The sequence below is a fragment of the Immundisolibacter sp. genome (assembly GCF_041601295.1).
Taxonomy (GTDB): Bacteria; Pseudomonadota; Gammaproteobacteria; order Immundisolibacterales; family Immundisolibacteraceae; genus Immundisolibacter.
Genome location: NZ_JBFIII010000026.1, coordinates 1 through 25,526, shown reverse-complemented (window position 1 = coordinate 25,526; position 25,526 = coordinate 1). Strand labels below are relative to the sequence as shown.

Sequence of the window (25,526 nt, the reverse complement as noted above, 5' to 3'; positions counted from 1 at the left end):
GCAGGTTCACGCGTCCACCACCATCGCGTCACAGTCAATTTCCAGCAGTATTTTCGGGTCAAAGAAACCGGTCACCTTGATCAGCGATGTGGCCGGATCGATGCCACCGAAAAATTCCAGATGCGCGCGGCCGATGTCCCATACGTGGGCCATGTCGATCAGGTAAATGCGCGTGCGCACCACATGCTGCATACGCCCACCGAGCGCCTCCACGCTGCGCTTGACGTTTTCCAGCGCCTGCCGCGCCTGGGCATAAGCGTCACCCTCGCCGACCACCGCGCCAGCGGCATCGCGCGCAGGCGTGCCGGATACGGCAATGAAGTCGCCGACCCGGCGAGCCTGGGAGTAGCCAAACTTACTGGCGAACTGGGGCGGGGCGGGTACCGTGCGGTTGCTCATGGACAATGCTCCTGGTTGCGGGTGGCGCGGCGGGGCGGCAGGGCGCGGCCAAGGTGCCCGGTCCTGTTTGGAATCGGCTCTGCCCCGCGCCGGACTGGAACCCGTTTGGCTGGGCGGGGGCTACAACGGCCAGCATGACCTGCGCCGCGTCGGCAATACGGAAAGTGGCGGACTGAACCTAAAAAAGCGCCGCAACGTCCACTAGTGGGACGTTGCGGCGCTGTTCGGCAATGGCCTGACGCGACCGCCGCACGGGGAGTGTGACAGCCATGTCTCGCCTTGAGTTAGAAGACACAGCGCACCAAAACGCCCTCAGAGCAGATCGGCATACTTGGAAGCGTCCACGCCAAGCTTGGCGAGTCCATCCTTGAGTTGGCCTTTCATGAACGGCGGTGTCGCACGAATCTGGCCACGGATGACATCATCCACGTCGACGCTGGCGCCGCCGCGCTTGGTCGCTTCTTCCTTGGCGTAATTCTCGATTTGGGGCTTGGCCATGGCACGAAACGCTACCGGAATATCGGCGACTACTTTGTCGAACATTTCCTTGCCTTCGGTCGAAAAATCCATTTCCTGTCCTCCTGAGTGTTATAGGTGGTTGGCGCCTGAACACACGTTCAGGCGAATCGATTGTGGCGCCTTTTCTGGACACTGGCAAACCTTGTGATGATCCCTAATGTTCTGACCGTGGCCGGATCGGACCCTTCTGGTGGGGCCGGCATCCAAGCCGATTTAAAGACGTTCTCGGCGCTGGGGGCCTATGGCATGGCCGTGATCAGTGGCCTGACGGCCCAGAACACCCGCGGCGTCACGGCTGTGCGCCGCCTGGAGCCCGATTTCGTAGCGGCGCAGATCGACGCCGTGTTCGCCGACATTCGCGTCGACGCGGTCAAACTCGGCATGCTGGGCGATGCCCCGATCGTGGCTGCGGTGGCCACCCGTCTGCACCGATGGGAGCCGCGGCATGTGGTACTCGATCCGGTAATGCTGGCCACAAGCGGCGACGCCTTGCTGCTGCCGCAGGCTCTGGACACACTGCGGCGCGAGCTGCTCCCCCTGGCAACCCTGATTACGCCCAACCTGCCGGAAGCAGGTGCGCTGCTGGGTCGTCCGCCGCCCTGCGACCTGCCTGGCATGCGCCAGGCAGCGCGGGCGCTGCAGGCGCTCGGCCCCCGGTGGGTGCTGGTCAAAGGTGGCCACCTGCCGGGCGACGATTGCACCGACCTGCTGTATGACGGCCGGGAGTTTCTGGAGTTACCGGCACCGCGCATTGCGAGCGGCAATACGCACGGCACCGGTTGCACCTTGTCCGCGGCTATCACGGCGGGCCTCGCGCACGGCCTCGCCATGCCGCAGGCAGTAACGCAAGCCAAGGTCTATCTCACTGCCGCCATTGCCGCTGCCGACACACTCGACGTCGGCCATGGCCACGGACCGGTGCAGCATTTTCACGCCTGGTGGGGCTGATTGGAGGGCACCACGCATCCAAAAGGGACGCATCGTTTACCCGCCCGGTTTTCCTTGCTCCTGCCGTCCTGCAGGTCCTGGCACGCAAGGTTCGCTAGAACTTTCATATCCGGTAATTGCGGGCCACAGTGCCGCCAAATGCCTCGGCAGTACGGGAATTCCGAAGCGTTCGGAGTGGGTGCAGCCATGATTGGCCGGCTGCGAACCTGCGCATGCCTATTAAACTGGGCGTAGCCGATCTACAGCCAGTGCTGTGCCAGGTTCCGGATACATATTTTGGGAGAAGTGGCAATGACCGACGGACTGCTTAATTACGAACTGCGGGCAGATCACATCGCGATTCTGACCATGAATCGGCCCGAGAAAATGAACGCGCTGAACGCCGGTCTCGCGGGCGCCCTCGTTGACGGCTTGCGTCGCTTCGACGCCGATCAGGACGCCTGGGTGGGCATTCTGACCGGCACTGGCAAGGCTTTTTGTGCGGGTGCCGATCTGGAGAACATGCGCGTCGGCAGCGCGGATGGCGGCGACTGGGTCGGTGCCATCGACCACCTGCAACCGCTGTTCGAGGCGATAGAAGGGGAGCGCAAGCCGCTGATCGCAGCCGTCAACGGCTTCTGCATGGGCGGCGGTCTGGGGCTGGCCCATTCCTGTTCGCTGATAGTCGCGATCGAGTCGGCCAAATTCGGCATGCCGGAGGCGGCCGTCGGCGTGCCCAACTTCTCTTACTTCGACCTTTGGAAAACCGTGGGCTACCGCCGGGCGCTAGAGATGAGCCTCACAGCCGACCCCTATCCAGCCAGCCATATGCTGGACATCGGCTTTCTGAATCAGGTGGTGCCCGATGCACAGCTGATGCAGGCGGCCCTGGCGCTTGCCGCCCGCATAGCCAAGAATGCTCCACTCGCCACCGCCGGGGCTGAACAGGGCATGAAATTCACCCTGCACAATCCGCGCGAGGCCTGGCCCGCGGCGGCCCGGCAGATATGGAAAAAAGTGTTGGCGAGCGACGATCTGCGCGAGGGGCTGGCGGCTTTTGAACAGAGGCGCAAACCCACGTGGGGCAATAGTTAGCAATAGGGAACAACGATCAGGAGGAGATAATCCAATGGCAAACAACGATCCGAAAATTCAGGTGGAATTCTTTCACGACGTGATGTCCTGCTGGTGCTTCCACGCCTCGCAGCGCCTGCGCGCGCTGGTGGCAACGCAGCCCGACATCGAGGTGACGCACCGCTCGTGGCCGCTGGCGACCGATCCCACCCTGATGACCAAGATCTTTCCGAGCAAGGATGCGGCCAGAGCCGAGATATGCGGACAGCACTGGAAGGACGCGCATGACGTCGAGAACGATCCGCGCATCGACTACCGGCTGATGATGACCCGAACCTTCGACTACCCCTATTCCATGCCCAGCCAGCGCGGCTGCAAGGCGGCGGAAAAGCAGGGCGGCCAGGCCGCCCATTGGGACTTTTTCGATCGGGCGCAAAAAGCGCATCTGACCGAATGCATCGACACCGCTGATCCGGAGGTACTCGCACGATGCGCCGGGGACGTGGGCCTGGACGTGGCGCGCTGGCGCAAGGACTTCGAGGACACGACCGCGCGGGACGCGGAGATTTTTCGCGACATGGAAACCGCCAAGGGCTACGGCATCTTGCGTGCACCGACGCTGATCGCCAACGGCAAGCACCAGTGCCATGGGGAGTACTGGTCGACCTTCGGCCACCGCATCACGACCGAGCGGCTGGAAGTGTTTTTCAACGATATCCGCTTCGGGCGCAAGGTGGGCCGGGCCTAGCCCGGTCGGGTCGGGGTTGCCGGCCGCGGCCGGCCTGAATTCAAACCCCCCACGCCCTGGCGTGCCGAGGCAGCGGCTGCATCGAATCCCTGGGCACCTGGTCCAGGCGGTCTTCGGCGGCAAAGATTGACGCCGCCCGCACCGCCTGACTGGCGGGTTCGAGCCCGGGGACCGGTCCGCCCGCCAGGCTGCTACGCGCCGCCCTGGCCAGCAAGCGTCGGGTCACGATAATGCCGTTGTCGCTCGACACCAGGTTCTCCAGCGTCCGGTCGGCGATGCGTCCCTGGCTCTCCTGGACGGCGGTGTCCTGCATCGCGAAGCTCGGAATGCCGGTGAAGCTGTCGCCGCGGCCTTGCGCTGCACGGTCCTGCTGGTAGTCGTTGCTCCGGTTGGCGCGGCCCTGATGGGTGCCAGGCACAAACTCCACATGCAGCCCGCCGCCGCGACGCATGGCCTCCCGCTCGGCCTCGGACAGGGGTTTGTCCACGTGGTAGTTAACCGCCCATGACCAGCAGTTGTGGTCGTCGAGAGGTACCCAGGCCTGGGCATTCAGCGACAGGTCGCCAGTCGGCGCGATGATGTTGAAGCAGGGCATCAGAAACTGGGTGACGCGCCAGTAGTAGAGTCCATGGTCCGCAATGCGGCGAGCGCCCAGGAGCAATCCGCCGTCTGTTTCGGCGGTCTCGTAGCGCGGATTCGGATCACCAGCGATGATCTTCAGAATGCGCGAATCAGTGCCTGACCCACCCATGCCGATGACCGGATCGGAACCGATGGTCCCCCGGTGCAGGAAGGACAGATGACTCGAATCCAGTCCGCCTTCCATCACCTGCAGGTAGTTGCACTCCTGCAGACGTTTGGACACGAACAGATGACTCGTGGGCAGGGTTGCCCACTCGAACTCCGGTGGCGGTGGTTGTTGCTGTGGCGCCCCGAGATAGGCCCAGATCACGCCGCCGCGCTCGACCGTCGGATAGGATTTGACCCGGATAGCGTCGCGAAAACCGCTCGCCGACGGTTCCGACGGAATATCGAGGCAGCGTCCTTGCCGGTCGAACTTCCAGCCGTGGTAGGCGCAGCGGATACCGGAGGCTTCATTGCGGCCGAAGTAGAGCGATGCCTGCCGGTGAGGACAGGCTTCCTCAAGCAGGCCGACCCGACCGTCGCTGTCGCGAAACGCGACCAGGCGCTCGCCCAGCAAGGGCGTTCGTACCGGCGGGCAGTCCGGCTCCGGCAACTCCTCCACGGTGAGCGCTGGTAACCAGTAGCGGCGGAACAGGGCGCCCATCGCAGTGCCCGTATCGGTTCGGGTGAGCAAATCGTTTTCTTCCCGATTCATGTCGCTATCTCCGCATCAAGACCCATACGACCGGCCCGGTCTTCCGAACACGCCTGTGCATTCTCGGTCGGCCGTGACGGGAGCGCGATACCTGAGGTCGACCGGGGGCCGGTTCAGACTTGTATTGCCGTTTGGGACAGAATGGTCTACTGGACCAGGCCACCCCCGCGGCAGCCCCATGCATTCACCCTATGGGTTAATTCTCGAAGACGGCGCACGGCAGCACCGCACTATTTTCTGGAACGAGACCATCTACCAGCAGGAATTGCAGCACATCTTCGCGCGCTGCTGGCGGTTCCTGACCCATGAATCGCCAATCCCGAACCCCGGTAACTACATCACCACCCGCATGGGCGAAGACGCCGTCATCGTCATTGGTCAGGACCACAGCCCAGCGGGCGCCGTCGCCGATTCCCGCCGGCCTCGCGGCAATACCGTGTGCCACGCTGATTCCGGCAACGCGCAGCGTTTTACCTGCAGCTACCACGGCTGGACGCTTGCCAACCACAATATCCTGCTCTACCAGCCGGTGGTGCTGCACAGGAACCTGAATGTGTTTATCTGGCCCCAGACCGCCCGCGACCCGGCGGCGCTGATACCACTGGCGCCGGGATGACACTGCCTCCGGTTCCAGAATTCGTAACCGTGGGTGTCTTTACCAACCCGCTCGACGCGCATCTGGCGAAAGGACGCCTCGAGGCCGAGGGGATTTCGGCCCATATTCTTAACGAGCACTACATCTGGGCGAACTGGCCGCTTTCGGATGCCTTGGGCGGAGTCAAGGTTCAGGTAGCCCACCACAACGCCGACGGGGCCAAAAAAATCCTCACAGCGCACATCGCCGGGGCATATGAGCAGGATTTGAAACAGGAGTTCCCGCAGATCGAGCACAAAGCATGCCCTAGATGCGGGTCAGAAGAATTCGAGAGCACCCTGCCTTTAAGTTATTTGCTGCTTGTTATTTTTACGCTTGGCCTGGGAATAATCTTCCCGATGCGGCAGAGCAATCACACGTGCCTGAGCTGCGGTTTGCGATGGAAAGATTAGATTACATCGATCGGCTGGCGCAGCCGGGTGCAAAATAAGCTTGCGATGACACACTCACGCAGCACGCTGAGCGCCACCCGATGCTGGTGACCCAAACCCGCCCGCGTTAAGCTGTGCCGACGCGGATCGTGCACCGCGTTCAAGATCATCGACCAGATCGCCGCTAGTATTTATGACAGCGGTGATGCCAGCAAAATCCGCCAAGCCCGCCAGCGACGTGGCCCGGTCCCGGGGCACCGCAATCGGCATGGGAAGCCTGTAACCGCGTGCGGACGGCTGGGCGATCTGCACAGCCGACCACGCGTGTTGTCGCACCCGCCAGCGCCCAGAGCATGAACCGCCGATCCACTTTTTTACATGGCAAAGGGATTGACACTGAAACTGAACGCGATGGCTATGCCGGAAACAGACGCTGTAAAAAAAACCTCAACGCCGTTTTTAACGCGCGTCCTCCCCGGAACGGGTTCGTATTGGTGGGTGCCGGTCGCGGCGCTTGTAGTTGCTGCGGCCTGGTTCAGCCACGCTGCTGTTGCCACGGAAACGGCGGATGAAGATTCCGCTGAGCAAGCCGCCCCGCCGGTAGGGATCACCGCGCCGCCGTCCAGCGACCTTGCAGATTCAGCCGCCAACAAACGGCCGTCCGCCGCGTCGGCGGTCACGCCAGCCCCAGCCCCAGAACCGCGCGCCGGCACAACAGCCGAAAAACCCAGCCGCACGGCGGCGCAAGCGACCGCAGCGCCGAAGTCTTCCTCCGCAGCTGAATCAGGCGCCATGGACGATGACGCCGCTTCGAAGCGGTCATCGTCAGCCGATACCCGGCCCACGAGGGCGAACGATGTCGGTCTACCGCCTATCGGCGATCCGCCGGCACCTGCCGCAACCAAAAAAAAGGCCCCAACTCGGGACTTTCCCACCGTCACCCCCGTGGAGCCTTTCAAGCTGCTCGGTTCGGAAGTGCCTCCCGGCGAGGTGCGCCAGCTGTCCTGGTTCGCCAACCAGCACTACTCGGGTGTCGAAAGCGCGGCTCAGGTTCTGGTCGCCCATGGCAGCAAGCCTGGCAAGGTACTGTGTGTCACGGCGGCTATCCATGGCGACGAAATCAACGGCGTGGAAATCGCCCGGCGGGTGTTCTACCGGACCAAGCCCAAGAGTCTGGCCGGAACCCTGGTGGTCGTACCCATCACCAACCTGCATGGCTTCGAGCGCAGTTATCGCTACCTGGCGGACCGCCGCGATCTGAACCGGTATTTCCCCGGCATCGTCGACGGTAGTTCGGCGGCGCGTATTGCCCACTCGTTCTTTACCAGCGTCATTGAGCACTGCGATGCGCTGGTGGATTTGCACACCGGCTCCTTCCACCGCACCAACCTGCCCCAGCTGCGCGCCGATCTGAGCAAGAAAAAGGTGGTTCATCTGACTCATGGCTTTGGCGCCACCGCGGTTCTCGATGACAAGGGCGCGATCGGCACCCTGCGTCGGGCCGCGACCGATGCGGGTATTCCCGCCGTGGTGCTGGAAGCCGGGGAACCGATGCGCCTGCAGCCCGATGAGGTCCGTCACGGCGCCAAGGCTGTAAAGAGCCTGATGGCCCACCTGCGCATGGTGAAGAAATCCTGGCGTTGGCGCGACCCGCAACCGGTCTACTACGAGTCCGTCTGGGTACGGGCCAGCCGGGGTGGCATCCTGATGGCCGCGGTTCAGCTCGGAGACAGTGTCAGCGCCGGGCAATCACTGGGCGCCGTTACCGACCCTATCAGCAACAGCCGCAGCCAGGTCATCGCACCCCAGGCCGGGCGCGTCATCGGCATGGCGGTGAATCAGATGGTGCGCCCAGGCTATGCGGTCTTCCGCATCGGCATCGAACGCACAGAAGCCGAAATCGTGGAGACGGCGGCCCAGCCGAGCACGGACGACTCCTCAGCAACGCCTGTGACAACTTCACCCGCCGCGACAAGCGACCCGGCGCAGGACGACATCACCGACGACGCGAGCTCGGACACGGACCATTCCGACGAGTAGTTTTCGTGCACCAGGGCGAGCTGACCCCTCGCCCGTCGACACGTGAAGACAAGAGTGACGGCGCTCACCGGCAATTCTGAACAACCCGGACACTGCGTATGCGCACGCATCCGCAGGCGCGCTAGCCGGTCGTCATCATTCGGGACGTAACGTCACCCCTGGTCGGGTGGGTGGCAGCTTCAGTACCTGGCCGATGCGCAGGTGCGCGGTGGGCTTGAGACCATTACGCGCCGCCAGCTGGCGGGTACTGATGCCATTACGGGCGGCGATGCCGCTCAGCGTCTCGCCGCGACGCACCAGATGGCGAGTTTCCGTCAGCGGCGCTGCCTGGCCCGCGCGACGACTGATCTGGGCAATGCGCGTGTCGGCGTTGACGCTGCCGGCCGGCAAACGCAGCTCATAGCCCTTGGGCAACAACTGAGTTTCGTCCCATACCGTCGAGCGCAGGGCCGGATTGAGTGCCCGCAGGGCGCTGCGGTCGATACCCAGGCCACTTTCGACCGACCGCAGGGGCAGGAAGGCCGGCAGGGTGACCACGTGGCCCTGCACCGGGGCAACCTTGACGATGGGGCCGAAGTGCTTTTCCGGTGCCGACGACAACTCAAGCGCAGCCAGGAAAGTCGGGTAGAAGTTGCGTGAGGCAAACCCGAAGTAGGGGCCGTCGTAGCGTTCTATCAGCGTGCCGATATCGGTGGTGCCCATGCGTTGCACCGCCTTGCGCATGCCACCGCGACCATGGTTGTACGCCGTCAGAGCCAATGGCCAGGTGCCAAGCGCGTCGTAATTGCCCCGCAGCAGGCGGGCGGCGGCGACGGTGGCGGTGTGCGGGTCGTAGCGTTCGTCCACGTAACGGTCTATGCGCAGATACTCGCGCCCGGTGCTGGCCATGAACTGCCACAAGCCAGCCGCTCCGGCGTGCGAGCCGGCCATCGGATCAAAGCCCGATTCCACGTACGGCAGGGCGCCGATTTCCTGCGGCACACCGTACTGGCGCAGCGTTCGCCGGATGTGCTCTTCCCAAGCACCAGAGCGACGCATGCCGGCGGCGAAGCGGTCGGCCTGACCGAGCTGAAAGCGCACCCGGCCGGCGGCTTCCCGCAGTTCGGCGGCGCTTGCGCCCTGCCACAGCGCGCGTACCTGACGCACCTGCGGATCGGACAGGTCGGCGCTACCATCCGCCAGTGCCAGCACGCGCTGGCGGAGGGCAGCGCGGCGCGGCTCGACATGCCGTTCGCGTTGCTGGCGGTCCAGTTCCCCAGACCAGTGCACGGTGCCATAGACGACGTTCAGGTGGCGGTCATCGTGCAACAGGCCGCCGTGCGTATCGACTTCGCTGAACACCCGGCTCCAGAACCGCACCGCCGGCTCCAGCGACGCCGGTCGCGGCAGCGCACCCGGCTGAGCGTGAGCGCCGGCAACCAGGCACAGCAGTAGCAGGCAAAACAAGCGGCACGCCGCCATCGGCTTCAGACTCCAGAAAGGGACAACAGGCATTCTAAACGCGCTGGTCACGGGCGTTGGCCGGGCTGGCCAGCTTCGTGTCACAGTGTGTCGAGCGCCGGCTTCGGCGTCTTTCAAGCAGAGCCATAACTGAATTAAGGAGAAACCCCATGACTACCGATTATGTGAACGAAGTCCGCTACAAGATGGGCCAGGACAAGATAGCCGAGTTCTCCAAAGGCCCGAGTGTGACCGACTCGGTCATGAACACCTTGAACAAGGTGGCGCCACACATGGCGCGACAGGCCATGGAATTTGTGCTCGGTGACGTGCTGTCGCGCCCGGGCCTGGACCCCAAGACACGCGAGCTACTGAACGTCGCCGTGCTGACCGCGATCGGTGCCGAGCTGGAGCTGAAGCTGCACGCCAACGTGGCACTGAACATCGGCTGCACGCGGGAACAAATCGTCGAAGCCGTGTCGCAGCAGGCGGTTTATGTCGGCTTTCCGACCGCCATTAACGGCATCAAGGTACTGGAACAGGTGTTTGACGCCCGCGACGCGCAAGGCGTCAGCAACTAGCCACCGATCGGCAGGGCAAGCCATGGAAGGCTTGTCCGCCCGCCGGTCTCAGAACGGCGATGCACCGAACCAGGCCTGGTGATAGGCCAAGGTCACTCCAAACAGGCCAAGCGCGCCAGCCACCGCCAACCAGTTGATCTCGCCCAGGACCAGCCGGTTGCGGCCCTGCCAGATGGCAACGAATGGCAGGTAGGAGGTCTGTTTGGCGAATACCTCCCAGGCCGCGCCGTGGCGCTTGCGGTACTTGCGGTCCAGGTTCAGCGGCGCGATCAGGCCCTGCACGACGAAACTGCCAAACAGCAGGTGCGAGGCCCAGTCGCCGTTGACCGGAAAATGCGCCAGCCCCCACAGACCCAGCGCGAACAGTCCGGCGTGGCGGGTGATGCGCACGATGCCGCGCGCCTCGACCTGATCCGGCGGCACCGCGCCCAGCGTGGTCGGATTCCTGGCCGTTATGCTGGCACCGAACATGGCGAACGCCAGCGCCATCAGCATCCAGCTTGCGGGCTTGAACGCCTCGACGGTGCCCCAGGTTTCCAGGTAAGGCGCGCGGGCGTAAGCGATGCCCATCCAGGCCAGGCTGACGGCTATGGTCAGCGCAAACATGGCCTTGAACGGACCCTCGCCAGTACGGGCGACGATGACACCGCGCAGCGGACTGCCCGAGACGATCCAGTGCATGCCAAGGAACAGTGCCGTGGCGGCGATCAGCGATTCCATTCGTAGCCTCCTTCCGGTCGAACGGGTTTGTGCGGACATTCTCCAGCGGTCGGCACTCTAAGCCCCGCGCAGTACACTTGGCTACCCGCGATTCTGAGCAGGATTGATTTGGTGACAAGCTCCCGCAAACTCGGCCAACGCGGTCTGGACAAGGTGTCGCGCATACCGGTGAAGGTGGAACCCGCGACGCAGGTGCTGCGCAAGCCGGACTGGATTCGCGTGCGCCTGCCGGCCAGCCCCGGCTTCAACCGGGTCAAGACGCTGCTGCGCGAGAACGCCCTGCATACGGTGTGCGAAGAAGCGTCGTGCCCCAACATCGGTGAGTGCTTCAGCAAGGGCACGGCGACGTTCATGATCATGGGCCACAAATGTACCCGCCGCTGTCCGTTCTGCGACGTGGCGCACGGCAAGCCGGATGCGCTCGACGCCGACGAACCGGCCCACCTGGCCGACGCGGTGGCGACGCTGGGGTTGAAGTACGTGGTCATTACCTCGGTCGACCGCGACGATCTGCCGGACCGTGGTGCCGGTCACTTTGTGGCATGCATCCAGGCGGTGCGCGAGCACTCGCCCGCGACCACGATTGAGGTACTGGTGCCGGACTTCCGGCACCGCATCGACGTGGCCATCGATATCCTGCGCGCGGCACCACCGGACGTGTTCAACCACAACATCGAGACCGTGCCGCGCCTGTATGCGGCAGCGCGTCCCGGCAGCGACTACGCCGCCTCGCTGGAACTGCTGCAACGCTTCAAGGCGGAATTTCCCGCGCTGCCGAGCAAATCCGGTCTGATGCTGGGCCTGGGCGAAACCGACGATGAAGTGCTGGAGGTCATGGCTGACCTGCGCGCCCACGACGTCGACATGCTGACCATCGGTCAATATCTGGCGCCTAGCCAGCATCATCTGCCGGTGCGCCGTTATGTACCGCCACAGACTTTCGTCGAGCTGGCCGAGCGCGGCCGGCAGATGGGCTTTGCCAATGTTGCCAGCGGGCCGCTGGTGCGCTCTTCCTACCACGCCGACTTGCAGGCCGAAGGCCACGCGGTAGGCTGAGTAGTGGAATTTCTGGCCGTCAAGGCACTGGCGTCGCTAGTCACGCCGCCGGGGCTGTTTGCCATGCTGGCGCTGGGGGCGGCCTTGAGCGTGCGCCGCTGGCCGGACCTGGCGCGTCGCCTGTGTCTGGCCTGTGCCGGATTGATCCTGCTGCTTTCTAGCGGGCCGGTGAGCCAGGCCCTGCTCGATTCCCTGAATCGTTATCCAACGATCGACCCGGTCACCATCAAATCAGCGCAGGCGATCGTTGTGCTTGGTGCTGGCGCGCAGCGCGGCCTGGCCGACTACGGCGGCGGAACGGTGACATCCCTGGCATTGGAGCGGCTGCGCTATGGCGCTCACCTGGCGAGTGACAGCGGCCTCCCCGTGCTGGTGACCGATGGCGGCCCCGACGGCCAGTCCCCTGGCGCCCAGTACATGGCCAACACCCTGCTCGAGTTTGGCGTGCGCGCCCGCTGGATCGAAGGCCGCGCGCTGACTACGTATGAGAATGCCCGTTTTGCGCGCCATATGCTGGCCGCCAGCGGCATCGAGCGCGTGGCGCTGGTCAGCCACAGCTGGCATTTGCCACGCGCCGTGGCCGCTTTCGAGCAGGTCGGTTTCCAGGTGTTGCCAGCGCCGACCCTGGTGGGCGCCCAGCGCCGGCCCGCGAGCCTGGACTGGCTGCCCAGCGCAAGCGCGCTCGAACACTCAACGTGGGCCGTGCACGAGTATCTTGGCAGCGCCTGGTACCGCCTGCGTTACAGCATCGGTTGGTGAACATGCAGCCACAACCGGCCGCTACCGTGGCACCGCTACGCGACGGCGCGAAGGGGCTGGAAGTACTGTTGCTGCAACGCAGCCCGCAGTTGGCATTTGCCCCTGGCGCCTGGGTCTTTCCAGGCGGACGCATTGATGCCGGTGATCATGCTCACGGTACGGCCAGCGCGCCACGCCAGGCCGCGGTGCGCGAGGCCTCCGAGGAAGCCGGCATCACACTGACGGCCAGCAGCCTGGTGGAGGTGGCGCACTGGACCACTCCGCCCGGACAGGTGCGCCGCTTCGCGACCTGGTTTTTTATCGCCGACGCGAATCATTGCCACACGGTGCGTATCGATGGCGTCGAGGCGGTGGATTTTCTGTGGCTGACGCCGCAGGATGCCCTGGCGCGGGCCGGCCACGGCGGGCTGCACCTGATCCGTCCGACCCTGGCCACGCTAACCCAGTTGCGGGAATTCGGTCGTGTGGACCAGGCATTGGCCGGTTTCGCCGAGCAGCAGGTGATCCGGCGCTGAACCGCATCGGCGACTTGTGAATTCAGGAGAAACGTAAGGATGAGTTTGCAGGTGATCGGCGCCGGGCTCGGACGGACTGGCACGATGTCGCTGATGACCGCGCTGGAGCGGCTCGGTTTTGGTCCGTGCTATCACATGATGCAGGTGTTGGCGCGGGTGGACGATGCGCCGGCCTGGCAACAGTTTGCCGCCGGCGAGCGTAGCGACTGGGACAGCTTGCTGGGTGAGTTTGGCGCAGCAGTGGACTGGCCGGCGAGCTATTTTTGGCGGGAGCTTGCCGCCCACTACCCGCAGGCCAAGGTGGTGTTGACCGTCCGCGACGCCGATCGCTGGCACGCCAGCATAAGCAGTACGCTATTCCGCTTCATGAGGGCAACGATAACCCCTGACGACGTGGCGGCGCGCCAGCAAATCGCGATGGCCCGCGACATCGTGCAACAGCGAACATTTGACAACGAACTGGATGATCGCGAGCACCTGATCGGCGTCTATCAACGCCACAACCGCGCCGTGCAGGCAGCGCTGGGACCCGACCGGCTGCTGGTCTACGACGTGGCACAGGGATGGGCGCCTCTGTGCGATTTCCTGGCCGTACCGGTGCCGAGCGAACCGTTTCCCCGGGTCAATGCGCGCGAACAGTTGCTGAGCACCCATGCCGAGCGGTACCACACGCCCGCCCCCGGATCCGCATGACGCCGCCTTGAAGTCCGGCGTGGCTCAGGGGCGAGCTGGCGCCGGGGTGGACTGCCAGACCGACAGCTTCCAGGCGCCGCCTTCCTGCACATAGATGGCCGTATAAAGCACGTTGGCTTGCAGCGGCTTGCCGTCCAGGACGACCTCGACATGGTTGCTACCGGTCAGCGCCACCACCGCATCCGCCAGTGGGCGTGCCTGCCGTTGCAGCGAAGTGATGGTGGTGTATTGCATGGCACCCCCGACCGCGGCATCAAGATAAGCGGCCCGATCCTGCACCAAGCCATTGCTGTGTACGTAATGCAACTGCCTGGCCAGCGTGCGCTCCAGCGCCGGGCGGTCAGCGGCAATCAACGCCGCAGTGCGGGCGTCATCGGCTGCGAATACATCCTGCATGGGATCAGCTCCGGCTGTGCCACTGATGGCAACGAATAACAGAACCAGGCGCCGCGCCCAGGCCATCACAGGTCGCCCCGCTGGCGCGGCAGGCGGGTCAATGCCAGCAGCGCCAACGCGGTGGTAATACCCTCATAAATTGCCGCGCCGGGGTGTGCACCGACCACACCATGCAGACCCATGGCCGCGCTGCGCGCCAATACCAGCCCACCCATCACCAACGCGATGGCGGTCAGAGCGGCTTGCGTCCACTCGCGCCGGAACCCGGCCAGCAGGCAGAACAATCCAAAGCCGGCCTGCAGGCCGCCATACATGGCGCGCGCCTCCACCAATCCGGCGGCAGCGTCCAGTCCATAACCGGTAAAGCGACCGACAACCTCCACCGGGTAGATAAAGCAAGCGATGGCGTAACCGAAAAACGACAAGCCAGTGAAGATCAGCACGAAGCGGGCGAGCGCCATGGGAGTCCCTCCTCTAATCAGCCAGTTAACAACACCGGTGGCAGTTTATCTCCGGCCCGAAACGCCGGTTCAGTCCCGGTAGCTCGAATCGTGCCGATCCAGCCACCGCAGCAAAGAGCGAAAGGGTAATCCGCCAAGCCCGGTCGGGGTGATAACGTACTGCTGCTGGGGAACCAGGTTGGCGATGCGGGTCAGCATATCCTGCGAACCGTGCAGCGGCTGTCCCATCGACAGGGCCGCCACTTGCGTGCGGCATGCATGCTCAAGCAGCCACATCAGCATGAATGCCTCGCCGACGCTGCTACCGGCCGTCATCAGGCCATGATTGCGCAGGATGAGCACATTCCTGTCGCCAAGGTCGGCAACCAGGCTGCGCTTTTCGGCGTCGTCGACCGCCAGGCCCTCGAAGTCGTGGTAAGCCACCTGTCCGGTCAGCTGCATCGAGTCCTGGTTGATGTGCAGCAAGCCCGGCTCAATGCTTGCCACCGCCTCGCCGGCCACCGAATGGGTGTGCATCACGCATTGCACATCGTGGCGGGCGGCATGGACGGCACTGTGGATGACATAACCGGCCCGATTGACGCGGGTCTCGCCGCGATAGTCGCCCACCACGTTGCCATCGAGGTCGATCTTGAGCAGGTTGGAAGCCGTGATCTCGTCGTACATCAATCCAAAGTTGTTGATCAGGAAATGCTCGTCCGCGCCCGGCACGCGCGCCGTGATGTGATTGAAGATCAGCATTGACCAGCCGAAGCGGTCCGCCAGGCGATAGGCGGCGGCCAGTTCCACCCGCACCTGCCACTCTTCGGGAGCGCACAGATCGCGACGGATACCGGCCGGCAGGTCAAAATCGTGGGGCTTGTTCATGGGCTATGTTCCTCGCTGTGGCTCTGATCGAGCCCTCCCTGGCCCTTGCGCGGCGGGCTTTCGATCCTGACTGCGCCCTGGCGCGTAAGCATAGCCCCAACTTGAGGCGCTTGCCGCGCTTACCTTACGATCGTTAGAGTTGACGGGCCAGGGACGGCATTCGGACACCACCCCAAGCGACGCGAGTTAATCCGCGCCGCAACGGGACGCAAAGCGACCAGGAGAGAACGCCGATGAATGCCATCAACGACAGCTTGGTGCTGGCCCCGGAAAGCTATGTGCGCGACAACCCGGCCACCGGAGTGTTCGAGGTACACCGCGACGTGTACCGCGACCCGGCCCTGTTCGAGCTGGAGATGCGCCACGTGTTTGAGGCCAGCTGGGTGTTCCTGGCGCACGAGACACAGATTCCGCAACCACTGGATTACCTGGCCAGCTACGTCGGACGCCAGCCGGTGTTGCTGCAACGCGACGACCGCGGCCAGCTGGGCGCATTCCTGAACGTATGCCCGCACAAGGGTGCGCAGGTGTGTCAGAACGAGTCCGGTAACCGCAAGTTCCACGTCTGCCCTTACCACGGCTGGACCTTCAACAGCCGTGGCGAATGCGTGCTGGTAAAAGACCGCGCACAAGGCGCGTATCCGTCGCATTTCGAGCAGGCCAATACGCGCCTGCCGCCGCTGGCGCGGTTCGACAATTACCGCGGCTTCCTGTTCGGCAGCATCAATCCCGACGTGCCACCCCTGAAAGAACACCTCGCCGGCATCAGTACCTTCCTGGACATGATCGTGGACCAGTCGCAGCACGGTACCGAGGTCATCCCGGGTCGCTCGTACTACACCTACGACGCCAACTGGAAAATGCAGCTCGAGAACTGCCTGGACGCCTACCACCTGACCTCCACGCACCCGAGCTTCATGAACATTGCCGCCTCGCGTGCCAGCGGCGGCGGCCAGTTTCGCAACATCGACATTGCCGACTTCGTCGATCCGGCCATCCCGTCCGGCAGCTACACCTTCAAACATGGCCATGCCGCAATCTGGATCGAAACCGCCCACCCGGAGATACGGCCGCTGTATCACCAGTACGACGCGCTGGTGAAGCGCGTCGGCAAGGTGCGCGCCGACCTGATGCTCAAGACCGTCAACTTCACGGTATTTCCGAACCTTCAGTTTTCCTGCAATGCCTGTATTCAAATGCGCGTCATGCGCCCGCTGGCGGTGGACCGCACCGAGATGCGCAGCTTCTGCCTCGGCCCCAAGGGCGAACCGAAGGACCTGCGCAAGCTGCGCATCCACCAGTTCGAGGATTTCTTCAACCCGACCGGCCTTGCCACACCCGACGACTCGCGCGTGTACGAGTCCTGTCAGGCGGGGTTCGCTGCTCGCGGCGGACCGGCGGTGGGGCTTGGCCACAGCCGGGGCCTTGCCAACGTCATCAGCGGCCCGGACGCGTACGCCAACGAGCTCGGACTGGCGCCGCTGACCTCCAGCAGCGGGCGCTCGGACATGCAGGACGAGACGGTGTTTCACGGCAGCTACCGCGAGTGGCTGCGCCGTCTGCAGGCGGGTCTGAGAACCGAGGCCACGGCGTGAGCCCGCAGCAGGCACTGGCGGTCGGTTCGGCGCTGCTGTACCGGCAGGGACGGCTGCTCGACGAACGGCGCTGGGCGGACTGGCTGGCCCTGTTTTGCGAGGACTGCGAGTACTGGGTGCCCGCCTGGGTGACCGAGAACCGCCTGACCGAAGACCCTGACAGCGAGGTGTCGCTGATTTACTACGACCTGCGCTCGCGCCTGGCCGACCGCGTGTGGCGGGTGGAGTCGGGCACCTCGGTGGCGTCCGATCCACTGCCCCGCACCTGCCATGCCATCACCAACATCACAGTGGAGCAGGCGAGCGACGATGCCATCGCCCTGTTTGCCTGTTTTCGGGTGGACTACCACTGGCGCACGCAATCGCAGGCGTTTTTTGGCCACTACCACCACCAGTTGCGCCGCGAGGATGGCGAGTGGCGCGTAGCACGGCAAAAAATCGTGGTGCAGAACGACTACATCCCGACCCTGCTCGATTTTTACCTGGTGTGAGGCCAACATCGTGACGCAAGACACTCTGCGAACGCCGTTTTGCGAACAGCTGGGTATCGACTTGCCGGTCGTACTGGCCGGCATGGGCGGCGTGTCCTGGCCAAAGCTGGTGGCGGCCGTCAGCAACGCCGGCGGCCTCGGCGTTTACGGCGCCGCGGGCCTGGAGCCGGCGCAGATTCGCGAACACATTCAGGAAATCAAGGCACTGACCTCGCGACCCTGGGCGCTCGATCTGCTGGTGCCGATGCCTGGCGTGTTCGATGCGCAGATCCAGGTGATGCTCGACGAGGGCTGCCCGATTTTTCTGTCGGCGCTTGGCTTGCCGCTCGAACTTTTGCCACAGTTACGCGCCGCCGGCATGCAGGTGGGCGCCATGGTGGGCGCACCGCGGCATGCCCGGAAAGTCGTGGCTGCCGGTGTCGATTTCATCGTCGCCCAGGGCACCGATGCGGGTGGCCATACCGGCAACATCGGCACCTTCAGTCTGCTGCCCCAGGTGGTGGCGGTGGCTGAAAACACGCCGGTGCTGGCCGCCGGCGGCATCGCCCATGGCAGCCAGTTGCTGGCGGCGCTGGCCATGGGCGCGCAGGGCGTCGTGCTGGGTACGCGCTTCATTGCCAGCACCGAGGCCCACGCACTCGAATCATGGAAGCAGCGCATCGTGTCGGCCGGCGCCACCGACACCACCCTTACGCGCTGTTACAGCGGCAAGCAGATGCGCGGTCTGCGCAACAGCTACACCGACTCCTGGCTCGGTCGGGAGGCAGAAATCCTGCCGTTTCCGCAACAAATGGAAGTGTCGCTACGCGAGGGCGTGCTGGACTTGCTTGGCACCAGCGACGATCCGGACCGCGGTTGCCTGCCTACCGGACAAAGCTGTGGCGGAGTGCACTCCATAAAGCCGGCGGCGGCCATCGTCGCCGATCTGATGGACGAGGCCCGGCTGGCGCTGGCGCGGTTGCCGCGCGGCTGAGAGGCCGAAGCCGGGTCAGCTGGACTGATCGCCCCCTGGGCGGGCAATCGACGCCGCCGGGCGGCTGAATACCAACGGCGCCGGCTCGTTTTTCGGCTCCTCGCGCAGCGAAAACTTGCCTGCCTCCTGTGCCAGAGCCGCGGCCGATCCGTCCTTTTCAAGCTTGATCAGCAATCGCAGATCGTTGGCCGAGTCGGCGTTGGCAATGGCCTCTTCATAGCTGACGGCGCCTTCGCTGTACAAGGCGTGCAGGGCCTGATCGAAGGTCTGCATGCCAAGCTCGTTCGAGCGCGCCATGATCGGCTTGATTTCGTGGACCAGGCCCTTGCGTATCAGTTCCGAAATCAACGGACTTGCCAGCATCACTTCCACCGCGGCTCGCCGGGCTTTGCCATCCACCGTTGGCAACAGGCGCTGCGACACGATTGCCCTGAGGTTCAGTGATAGATCCATCAGCAGTTGCTGGCGGCGTTCCTCGGGAAAGAAATTGATGATGCGATCGAGCGCCTGATTGGCGTTGTTGGCGTGCAGCGTGGCCAGGCAAAGATGGCCCGTTTCGGCAAACGCAATGGCGTGTTCCATGGTCTCGCGGGTACGAATTTCGCCGATCAGGATGACGTCCGGAGCCTGACGCAGGGTGTTCTTGAGAGCGTCCTCGAAGGACATGGTATCCACGCCCACCTCGCGCTGAGTGACGATGCAGCCGGCGTGGTCGTGCAGGTACTCGACCGGATCCTCGATGGTGATGATGTGGCCGGTACTGTTGTGGTTGCGATAACCGACCATGGCTGCCAGCGTGGTGGACTTGCCGGTACCCGTCCCGCCGACCATGAGCGCCAGACCCCGCTTGATCTGCACGATCTCCTGCAGCACCAGCGGCACCTGCAGGTCTTCCAGCGTCGGGATGGTGGTCTCGATCTTGCGCACCACCATGCCTATGTTGCCGCGCTGGACAAACGCACTGACGCGGAAGCGGCCGATGCCGCGGGCGCCGATGGCGAAATTGCACTCGAAGGTGTTCTCGAGCTGGGTGCGTTGACGCTCGTTCATGATGCCGTAGCACATCTCGCGCGCGTCTTCGGGACCGAATTTCTCCTCGCAGGCCGGCTTCACGACCCCATGCGTCTTGATGCTGGGCGCGACACCCGCGGTGACAAACAGGTCAGACGAGTTTTGGTCGACCATCATCTGCAGCAGCGTGGCGAAATCGATCATGGCAAGCTCCGAGGCAGGTCAGTGGGACGGCGCAGGAATGCGGTCCAACTAACGGAAAAGGTCCTTGTTGATGGCGCGCGCGGAGGCATCCTCCCGGCTTATCAGTCGCAGCTGCACTTGTTTCTGCATGCACTGATCAAGGGTCTGCATGCCATGCGCCTGGCCGGTCTGGATGGCCGAGTAGATTTGCGCCACTTTGTTTTCGCGGATCAGGTTACGAATGGCCGGGGTGCCCAGCATCACCTCGTGGGAGGCGATCCGGCCGCCGCCGACACGTTTGAGCAGGGTTTGCGCAATCACCGCGCGCAACGACTCGGACAGCATGGAGCGCACCATGTCCTTCTCGCCCGACGGAAACACGTCGATGATGCGGTCGATGGTCTTGGCGGCCGAACTGGTGTGCAGGGTGCCGAACACCAGGTGGCCGGTCTCCGCCGCCGTCAGCGCCAGGCGAATGGTTTCCAGGTCTCGCAGCTCGCCGACCAGGATAGTGTCCGGATCCTCGCGCAGCGCCGAGCGCAGCGCCTCGCTGAAACCGTGGGTGTCGCGGTGCACCTCGCGCTGGTTGATCAGGCAGCGTTTGCTCTCGTGCACGAACTCGATCGGGTCCTCAATGGTGACTATGTGCCCGTATTCGGCGCGGTTTTTCTCATCGACCATGGCAGCCAGGGTGGTGGACTTGCCCGAGCCGGTGGGGCCGGTCACCAGAACAATGCCGCGCGGCATCATGGCCAGCTCGGAGAAATTTTGCGGCGCCTCGAGGTCTTCCAGCGTGCGAATCGCGTTCGGCACATTACGAAACGCCGCCGCGGCGCCGCGGTGCTGGTTGTATGCATTGACGCGAAAGCGTGCCAGTCCCGGAATCTCGAACGAGAAGTCGGTTTCCAGAAACTCCTCGTACTCCTTGCGCTGACGGTCGCTCATGATGTCGTACACCATGTCGTGGACCTGCGTGTGGTCCAGTACCGGCAGGTCAATGCGCCGTATATCGCCATCGACACGGATCATTGGCGGCATGCCTGCCGACAGATGCAGATCGGATGCATTGTTGGTGACCGTGAAGGCCAACAGTTCGGTAATGTCCATCGTATGCCGGGCCTCGCAAAAACCTGATGTGCGCGGAAGGGGAGTAAAAGGCCGCTGCTATACTGCACCGCGACCGCTTGCGGGGTTATGCCATTACATCTGCCGCTGCTGCAAATTCTTTAATTCCCTTGGCAGTGCGCTGGGGTGCCGTCAGGGAACGTCTTGGGGCCGCCGAGCGCCAGTATGGGCGTGCAGCGGGTAGTGTGCGCCTGCTGGCGGCCAGCAAATCACAGCCGGTATCGGCAATTCGCGAACTGGCGACCCTTGGCCAGCGCGCTTTTGGTGAAAGCTATTTGCAGGAAGCATGCCCGAAGCAGGATGCGTGCGCGGATCTGCCGCTGGAGTGGCATTTCATCGGTCCCGTGCAAGGTAACAAGGCCGCTGAAGTCGCACGCCGCTTCGACTGGGTACACACACTGGCGTCCGAGGTGCAGGCCGAGCGCCTGGCCCGGGCTCGCCCGCAGCACATGCCACCACTGAACGTCTGCCTGCAGGTCAATATCGACGGCGAGACCAGCAAAGCCGGCATCGCGCCGGCCACGGTCACCGTCCTGGCGCAGGCTGTGCAAGCGTTGCCACAGCTGCGATTACGGGGCTTGATGAGCATTCCAGCGCGGGCCGACGGCCTTGCTGCGCAGCGTCGCCCGCTGCGGGCTCTGCGCGAGCTGTGGCAGGGACTGCGTGGGGAAGGCTTTGAACTCGACACGCTGTCGATGGGCATGAGCGATGATCTTGAAGCGGCGGTTGCGGAAGGCGCTACGATCACGCGAATCGGCAGCGCGCTGTTTGGCCCGCGCCCGGCGCGGGCAGTTTTAAGAACGTGACCAGGCATTCCAGGCTCGACTTACGGGCACAACACGGGAACCGATGAATGGCGGGCGAATGGGTATTCATTGGAGGCGGCAACATGGGCCGCGCCTTGCTGGGCGGATTGATTGCCGATGGCACGCCGCCGCAGCGGCTGGCGGCAGCAGAACCGGATGCCGGCCGGCGCGAGTCGCTGGCGCGGGAATTTGGCATGACCACCTCGGCGCAGGGCGCCGATCTGGTCGCGGGCGCCAGTGTGGTTCTGCTGGCCGTAAAGCCGCAGGTGCTCAGAAGCGTGGCGCAGGATCTGGCCGGGCATTTCGGGCCAACGCTGCCGCTGATTATTTCAATCGTCGCCGGTGTTACCGAAGCCGATATTGCCGCCTGGCTGGGCGGTGATTTTCCGGTGGTGCGCTGCATGCCCAATACGCCAGCACTGGTGCGCCAGGGCATCAGCGCGCTACACGCCAACCCACGCGTATCGGACACCCAGCGCGAGCAGGCAGAGCACATCCTGCGCGCCGTGGGCGCCGTCCTGTGGGTAGATGACGAAGCCCTGCTGGATGCGGTAACGGCGGTTTCCGGCAGCGGTCCGGCTTACTTTTTCGCGGTCATGGAAGCGATGGAGAAGGCCGGTGTCGCGCTGGGTCTGTCGGCCAGGGTGGCGCGCGAACTTACCTTGCAAACGGCGCTGGGATCGGCCGTGCTGGCCACCCAGAGCGGCACCGATCCGACGACTTTGCGCGTGCAGGTCACCTCCCCCGGTGGCACCACGCAGGCGGCGCTGGAGGTCTTGCAACAGGGTGGCCTTGGCGAACTGTTCGAGCGCGCCCTGACCGCCGCGCGCGACCGCGCCGTGGGCCTGGCCCAGCAAGCGCAGGCCTGACCCATGGTGTACTCACCTGCCACCCAGGCGGCACTGTTTCTGGTGCAAAGCGCGTTTGGCCTGTATGCCGCGCTGGTACTGCTGCGGTTGCTGTTTCAGGCGATGGACGTCGATTTTCGTAATCCGCTGTCGCAGTTCGTCTACAAGGCTACCCAGCCGGTACTGAAACCCCTGCGCCGCGTGCTGCCGATGCGCGCCAGGGTCGAGCCCGCCCTCGTGGCGCTGCTGCTGCTGATAAAACTGCTGGAGGTCTATGCGCTCAGCGGATTGCGCGGCTATCTGCCAGGCGTGGTGGGCGCCTTGCTGATGGCGCTGGCGCAATCGCTGGCGCTGCTGACGCTGATGCTGACGTCGCTGCTGATCGTGCGGGCGGTAGCCAGCTGGGTGGTGTCAGCCGGTACCGGTTACAACCCCATGCTGCAGCTGCTGGAGCAGCTCACCGAACCACTGCTGGCGCCGTTGCGGCGCATCATCCCGCCGATGGGCGGCCTGGATCTGTCCGTGCTCCTGGCGCTGGTGGCGGTTCAGCTTGCCAATATCCTGCTGGTGCAGCCGCTGACCCGAGCCGCGGCGGTGATCATGGTGCAGGGTCTGTGAACGCCCTGCCGTATCGACGCCAGGACGAGGCGTGGCTGCTCGATCTGCTGGTGCAGCCGCGCGCCGCGCGCACCGAACTGGCCGGCTTGCACGATGGACGCCTGAAACTGCGCCTCACGCAGGCGCCGGTGGACGGCGCCGCCAACACCGCACTGCTTGATTTTCTGGCCAGGCGCCTGAAGCTGCCGCGGCGCGCACTGGCGCTGGCAAGCGGCGATACGGCGCGGCGCAAGACCGTTCGCCTGCACGCCGGGGTGGAGATCGAGCCGCGCCTGGCAGGACTGACGGCAACGCGATGATCGAGTGGGCGGGCATCGACACCGTGCTGCTGGACATGGACGGCACGCTGCTAGACCTGCACTACGACAACGCGTTCTGGTTCGATCACCTGCCGCGCACCTGGGGCGAGCGGCGCGGGCTCGACCTGCTCAGCGCGCGCAGCGTCATCCACAACCATGCCGAGCAACGTCGCGGCACGCTGGACTTCTACTGCATGAGCTACTGGAGCGAGCTGCTTGAGCTCGACGTGGCGGCGCTGAACGAGGAACTCGCGCACCTGATCAGCGTGCGCCCGCAGGTGTCGGAGTTTTTGCTGTGGCTGGGTGCAACCGGCAAAAAGCGGGTGCTGGTCACCAACTCCCACCGCAGTGGGCTCGACTTCAAGCTGGCACGTACCGGCCTGACCGCGTGGCTGGACGAGATTGTCTGCGCCCACGACCTGCACCTGCCCAAGGAAGACCCGCTTTTCTGGCCCAGGCTGCAGTCGCTGCACAGCTTCGATCCGCTGCGCACCTTGCTGGTTGATGACAATCCGCACGTCCTGCGTGCCGCCCGTGACTACGGCGTTGCCCATGTACTGGCGGTGGCACAGCCGGACTCGCGCGCCGCGCCGCAGCACCTGACCGACCTGCCGATGCTGGAAGGTTTCGAGCAATTGCTGCCCTGAAAAGCGGCCGACAGACGTCGGCGCGGTAACAACATATTGTGATTAAAGGCCTTTCCAGAGCGCACCAGAACCGTGCGCCCGACGATATCGAATGTTTATCAATAGTATTTCATAACTAACTGTATTTAATAATAAAAAATATTTTTTCCCGCTACCATTGACGACGCATGCCGGGCGCGCGTAAGGTCACCCCTCCTTCACAACATCTTGTGTTCGTCAGCCAGCGTCACGGGATACCGCGCCACCAATAAACAGTCGTGATCAAGGGGAGTCCAGACATCAATGAATAAGGTCGTCGCTATTCACGCTCCAGCGCACAACGCGGAAGTACCGGTCCAGACCGCGTCGCTGGACATCTGGGACAAGAAGTACCGCCTCAAGACCAAGGACGGCACGGTCATCGACCGCAGCGTGGACGAGACCTACCAGCGCGTGGCGCGGGCCCTGGCCGACGCCGAAGCCCCGGACCTGCGCGAGCACTGGCACGAGCGTTTCCTGTGGGCGCTGCGCCGGGGCGCCATCCCCGCCGGACGCATCACCTCCAACGCTGGCGCCCTGGAACACAAACCGGCCACCTCCACCATCAACTGCACCGTGTCGGGCACCGTCGAGGACTCGATGGACGACATCCTGCAGAAGGTCCACGAAGCCGGCCTCACGCTGAAAGCCGGCTGCGGCATCGGCTACGAATTCAGCACCCTGCGTCCGCGCGGCGCCTACGTGACCGGTGCCGGCTCGTACACCTCCGGACCGCTGTCGTTCATGGATATCTACGACAAGATGTGCTTCACCGTGTCGTCGGCCGGCGGTCGGCGCGGCGCGCAGATGGCCACCTTCGACGTCGGCCACCCGGACGTGGTCGATTTCATCCGTGCCAAGCGCGAGGACGGCCGCCTGCGCCAGTTCAACCTGTCGCTGCTGGTCACGCGCGAGTTCATCGAGGCGGTCAAGGCCGGCGCCGACTGGCAGCTTGCGTTCCCTGTCGCGCGCCACGAGGCCGAGACCGACGGCCTGGACGTGCACACCGCCGACAACATCATCTGGCGCGAATGGCCGACTCACCGCGGCTACATCGTCGACGACCAGGGTCTGGTCGCCTGCCGGGTCTACAAGACCATCAAGGCGCGCCGGCTGTGGGATCTGATCATGGCAGCCACCTACGACTACGCCGAGCCGGGCTTTATCCTCATCGACCAGTACAACGACCTTAACAACAACTGGTTCTGCGAAAACATCCGCGCCACCAACCCGTGCGTGACGGCCGATACCTGGGTGCAGACCGCCACCGGCCCGCGCCAGGTGGCGGACCTGATCGGCACGCCGTTCCTGGCGCGCGTCAACGGGCAGGATCACCACACCGGCGCCGAGGG

At 64.2% G+C, this 25,526-nt stretch carries 31 protein-coding genes; 20 read left to right on the top strand and 11 right to left on the bottom strand.

Annotation, left to right across the window (positions count from 1 at the left end; translation table 11 throughout):
• Window positions 1-6 precede the first annotated feature (6 nt).
• Both ABZF37_RS05230 and ABZF37_RS05225 read right to left on the bottom strand, forming a co-directional pair.
• Window positions 7-399 (bottom strand): Rid family hydrolase, encoded by a 393-nt coding sequence (locus ABZF37_RS05230; RefSeq protein WP_372717504.1) that lies wholly within the window; start codon window positions 397-399, stop codon window positions 7-9.
• 312 nt (window positions 400-711) lie between these two features.
• Entirely contained in the window at window positions 712-969 is a 258-nt protein-coding gene (locus tag ABZF37_RS05225) for a DUF2621 family protein (protein ID WP_372717502.1), read from the bottom strand.
• Between the two features lie 96 nt (window positions 970-1,065).
• Here ABZF37_RS05225 and thiD point away from each other — a divergent pair, with 96 nt between their 5' ends.
• The 3 genes from thiD to ABZF37_RS05210 all read left to right on the top strand — a co-directional run bounded on the left by thiD (window position 1,066) and on the right by ABZF37_RS05210 (window position 3,667).
• Window positions 1,066-1,866 carry a bifunctional hydroxymethylpyrimidine kinase/phosphomethylpyrimidine kinase gene (gene thiD, locus ABZF37_RS05220; RefSeq protein WP_372717498.1) on the top strand — a complete coding sequence of 267 codons (801 nt, stop codon included), beginning with the start codon at window positions 1,066-1,068 and terminating at the stop codon, window positions 1,864-1,866.
• Between the two features lie 291 nt (window positions 1,867-2,157).
• Window positions 2,158-2,940 carry an enoyl-CoA hydratase/isomerase family protein gene (locus tag ABZF37_RS05215; RefSeq protein WP_372717496.1) on the top strand — a complete coding sequence of 261 codons (783 nt, stop codon included), beginning with the start codon at window positions 2,158-2,160 and terminating at the stop codon, window positions 2,938-2,940.
• A gap of 34 nt (window positions 2,941-2,974) precedes the next feature.
• Complete coding sequence (locus tag ABZF37_RS05210; protein ID WP_372717494.1) at window positions 2,975-3,667, top strand: DsbA family protein; 693 nt, start codon at window positions 2,975-2,977, stop codon at window positions 3,665-3,667.
• 40 nt (window positions 3,668-3,707) lie between these two features.
• On the opposite strand, the gene ABZF37_RS05205 is transcribed toward ABZF37_RS05210, so the two are convergent.
• Entirely contained in the window at window positions 3,708-5,006 is a 1,299-nt protein-coding gene (locus ABZF37_RS05205) for a Rieske 2Fe-2S domain-containing protein (RefSeq protein ID WP_372717492.1), read from the bottom strand.
• 178 nt (window positions 5,007-5,184) lie between these two features.
• On the opposite strand from ABZF37_RS05205, the gene ABZF37_RS05200 reads away from it, so the two are divergent.
• Both ABZF37_RS05200 and ABZF37_RS05195 read left to right on the top strand, forming a co-directional pair.
• Window positions 5,185-5,622, top strand: coding sequence for a hypothetical protein (locus ABZF37_RS05200; protein WP_372717490.1), 438 nt, complete (start codon window positions 5,185-5,187; stop codon window positions 5,620-5,622).
• The gene (locus ABZF37_RS05195; RefSeq protein WP_372717488.1) at window positions 5,619-6,053 is read left to right on the top strand and encodes a hypothetical protein; all 435 of its coding nucleotides are present in this window, start codon (window positions 5,619-5,621) and stop codon (window positions 6,051-6,053) included. The genes ABZF37_RS05200 and ABZF37_RS05195 overlap by 4 nt, the downstream gene beginning before the upstream one ends.
• A gap of 353 nt (window positions 6,054-6,406) precedes the next feature.
• Here ABZF37_RS05195 and ABZF37_RS05190 read toward each other — a convergent pair whose 3' ends face one another.
• Window positions 6,407-6,712 (bottom strand): hypothetical protein, encoded by a 306-nt coding sequence (locus ABZF37_RS05190; protein WP_372717486.1) that lies wholly within the window; start codon window positions 6,710-6,712, stop codon window positions 6,407-6,409.
• 265 nt (window positions 6,713-6,977) lie between these two features.
• Here ABZF37_RS05190 and ABZF37_RS05185 point away from each other — a divergent pair, with 265 nt between their 5' ends.
• Entirely contained in the window at window positions 6,978-8,072 is a 1,095-nt protein-coding gene (locus ABZF37_RS05185) for a succinylglutamate desuccinylase/aspartoacylase family protein (protein ID WP_372717484.1), read from the top strand.
• A 135-nt stretch (window positions 8,073-8,207) separates the two neighbouring features.
• Here the strand turns inward: ABZF37_RS05185 and ABZF37_RS05180 are convergent, their stop codons facing one another.
• The gene (locus ABZF37_RS05180) at window positions 8,208-9,533 is read right to left on the bottom strand and encodes a transglycosylase SLT domain-containing protein (RefSeq protein ID WP_372717482.1); all 1,326 of its coding nucleotides are present in this window, start codon (window positions 9,531-9,533) and stop codon (window positions 8,208-8,210) included.
• A 149-nt stretch (window positions 9,534-9,682) separates the two neighbouring features.
• Between ABZF37_RS05180 and ABZF37_RS05175 the strand changes: the two genes are divergently transcribed.
• Window positions 9,683-10,093, top strand: coding sequence for a carboxymuconolactone decarboxylase family protein (locus ABZF37_RS05175; protein ID WP_372717480.1), 411 nt, complete (start codon window positions 9,683-9,685; stop codon window positions 10,091-10,093).
• Window positions 10,094-10,141: 48 nt separating this feature from the next.
• Here ABZF37_RS05175 and ABZF37_RS05170 read toward each other — a convergent pair whose 3' ends face one another.
• Window positions 10,142-10,813 carry an NnrU family protein gene (locus ABZF37_RS05170; RefSeq protein ID WP_372717478.1) on the bottom strand — a complete coding sequence of 224 codons (672 nt, stop codon included), beginning with the start codon at window positions 10,811-10,813 and terminating at the stop codon, window positions 10,142-10,144.
• A gap of 102 nt (window positions 10,814-10,915) precedes the next feature.
• Between ABZF37_RS05170 and lipA the strand changes: the two genes are divergently transcribed.
• Genes lipA through ABZF37_RS05150 form a run of 4 tightly spaced genes read left to right on the top strand, consistent with a single transcriptional unit; the run spans window position 10,916 to window position 13,836 of the window.
• Window positions 10,916-11,869 (top strand): lipoyl synthase, encoded by a 954-nt coding sequence (lipA, locus tag ABZF37_RS05165; RefSeq protein WP_372717522.1) that lies wholly within the window; start codon window positions 10,916-10,918, stop codon window positions 11,867-11,869.
• Between the two features lie 3 nt (window positions 11,870-11,872).
• Entirely contained in the window at window positions 11,873-12,628 is a 756-nt protein-coding gene (locus ABZF37_RS05160) for a YdcF family protein (protein ID WP_372717476.1), read from the top strand.
• A gap of 2 nt (window positions 12,629-12,630) precedes the next feature.
• Entirely contained in the window at window positions 12,631-13,143 is a 513-nt protein-coding gene (locus ABZF37_RS05155; protein WP_372717473.1) for an NUDIX domain-containing protein, read from the top strand.
• 39 nt (window positions 13,144-13,182) lie between these two features.
• Window positions 13,183-13,836 carry a sulfotransferase family protein gene (locus tag ABZF37_RS05150; RefSeq protein WP_372717471.1) on the top strand — a complete coding sequence of 218 codons (654 nt, stop codon included), beginning with the start codon at window positions 13,183-13,185 and terminating at the stop codon, window positions 13,834-13,836.
• 24 nt (window positions 13,837-13,860) lie between these two features.
• On the opposite strand, the gene ABZF37_RS05145 is transcribed toward ABZF37_RS05150, so the two are convergent.
• From ABZF37_RS05145 to ABZF37_RS05135, 3 genes are all read right to left on the bottom strand, one after another.
• On the bottom strand, window positions 13,861-14,232 hold the full coding sequence (locus ABZF37_RS05145) for a nuclear transport factor 2 family protein (protein ID WP_372717469.1): 372 nt from the start codon (window positions 14,230-14,232) through the stop codon (window positions 13,861-13,863).
• Window positions 14,233-14,297: 65 nt separating this feature from the next.
• Window positions 14,298-14,693, bottom strand: a complete 396-nt coding sequence (locus ABZF37_RS05140) for a DUF4345 family protein (protein ID WP_372717467.1) — start codon at window positions 14,691-14,693, stop codon at window positions 14,298-14,300.
• A 69-nt stretch (window positions 14,694-14,762) separates the two neighbouring features.
• Window positions 14,763-15,560, bottom strand: coding sequence for a class II aldolase/adducin family protein (locus tag ABZF37_RS05135; protein WP_372717465.1), 798 nt, complete (start codon window positions 15,558-15,560; stop codon window positions 14,763-14,765).
• Between the two features lie 233 nt (window positions 15,561-15,793).
• On the opposite strand from ABZF37_RS05135, the gene ABZF37_RS05130 reads away from it, so the two are divergent.
• The 3 genes from ABZF37_RS05130 to ABZF37_RS05120 are packed head-to-tail and all read left to right on the top strand — an operon-like array spanning window position 15,794 to window position 18,619.
• Window positions 15,794-17,155, top strand: a complete 1,362-nt coding sequence (locus ABZF37_RS05130; protein WP_372717463.1) for a Rieske 2Fe-2S domain-containing protein — start codon at window positions 15,794-15,796, stop codon at window positions 17,153-17,155.
• Entirely contained in the window at window positions 17,152-17,646 is a 495-nt protein-coding gene (locus ABZF37_RS05125; RefSeq protein WP_372717461.1) for an aromatic-ring-hydroxylating dioxygenase subunit beta, read from the top strand. Before ABZF37_RS05130 ends, ABZF37_RS05125 begins: the two co-directional genes overlap by 4 nt.
• A 10-nt stretch (window positions 17,647-17,656) precedes the next feature.
• The gene (locus ABZF37_RS05120; RefSeq protein WP_372717459.1) at window positions 17,657-18,619 is read left to right on the top strand and encodes an NAD(P)H-dependent flavin oxidoreductase; all 963 of its coding nucleotides are present in this window, start codon (window positions 17,657-17,659) and stop codon (window positions 18,617-18,619) included.
• A 15-nt stretch (window positions 18,620-18,634) separates the two neighbouring features.
• On the opposite strand, the gene ABZF37_RS05115 is transcribed toward ABZF37_RS05120, so the two are convergent.
• Both ABZF37_RS05115 and ABZF37_RS05110 read right to left on the bottom strand, forming a co-directional pair.
• On the bottom strand, window positions 18,635-19,831 hold the full coding sequence (locus ABZF37_RS05115) for a PilT/PilU family type 4a pilus ATPase (RefSeq protein WP_372717520.1): 1,197 nt from the start codon (window positions 19,829-19,831) through the stop codon (window positions 18,635-18,637).
• 51 nt (window positions 19,832-19,882) lie between these two features.
• Window positions 19,883-20,920 (bottom strand): type IV pilus twitching motility protein PilT, encoded by a 1,038-nt coding sequence (locus tag ABZF37_RS05110; RefSeq protein ID WP_372717457.1) that lies wholly within the window; start codon window positions 20,918-20,920, stop codon window positions 19,883-19,885.
• A gap of 122 nt (window positions 20,921-21,042) precedes the next feature.
• On the opposite strand from ABZF37_RS05110, the gene ABZF37_RS05105 reads away from it, so the two are divergent.
• The 6 genes from ABZF37_RS05105 to ABZF37_RS05080 all read left to right on the top strand — a co-directional run.
• Window positions 21,043-21,744, top strand: a complete 702-nt coding sequence (locus ABZF37_RS05105) for a YggS family pyridoxal phosphate-dependent enzyme (RefSeq protein ID WP_372717518.1) — start codon at window positions 21,043-21,045, stop codon at window positions 21,742-21,744.
• 47 nt (window positions 21,745-21,791) lie between these two features.
• A complete protein-coding gene (gene proC / locus ABZF37_RS05100; RefSeq protein ID WP_372717455.1) occupies window positions 21,792-22,613 on the top strand; it encodes a pyrroline-5-carboxylate reductase in 822 nt (273 codons plus the stop codon).
• A 3-nt stretch (window positions 22,614-22,616) separates the two neighbouring features.
• A complete protein-coding gene (locus ABZF37_RS05095) occupies window positions 22,617-23,210 on the top strand; it encodes a YggT family protein (protein ID WP_372717452.1) in 594 nt (197 codons plus the stop codon).
• On the top strand, window positions 23,207-23,509 hold the full coding sequence (locus ABZF37_RS05090; protein WP_372717450.1) for a DUF167 domain-containing protein: 303 nt from the start codon (window positions 23,207-23,209) through the stop codon (window positions 23,507-23,509). Before ABZF37_RS05095 ends, ABZF37_RS05090 begins: the two co-directional genes overlap by 4 nt.
• Window positions 23,506-24,156: a GMP/IMP nucleotidase gene (gene yrfG / locus ABZF37_RS05085; RefSeq protein WP_372717448.1), complete on the top strand. Its 651-nt coding sequence runs from the start codon at window positions 23,506-23,508 to the stop codon at window positions 24,154-24,156. Before ABZF37_RS05090 ends, yrfG begins: the two co-directional genes overlap by 4 nt.
• A 282-nt stretch (window positions 24,157-24,438) precedes the next feature.
• Window positions 24,439-25,526: ribonucleotide reductase N-terminal alpha domain-containing protein (locus ABZF37_RS05080; RefSeq protein WP_372717446.1), on the top strand; the 1,088-nt coding region annotated here is incomplete at its 3' end.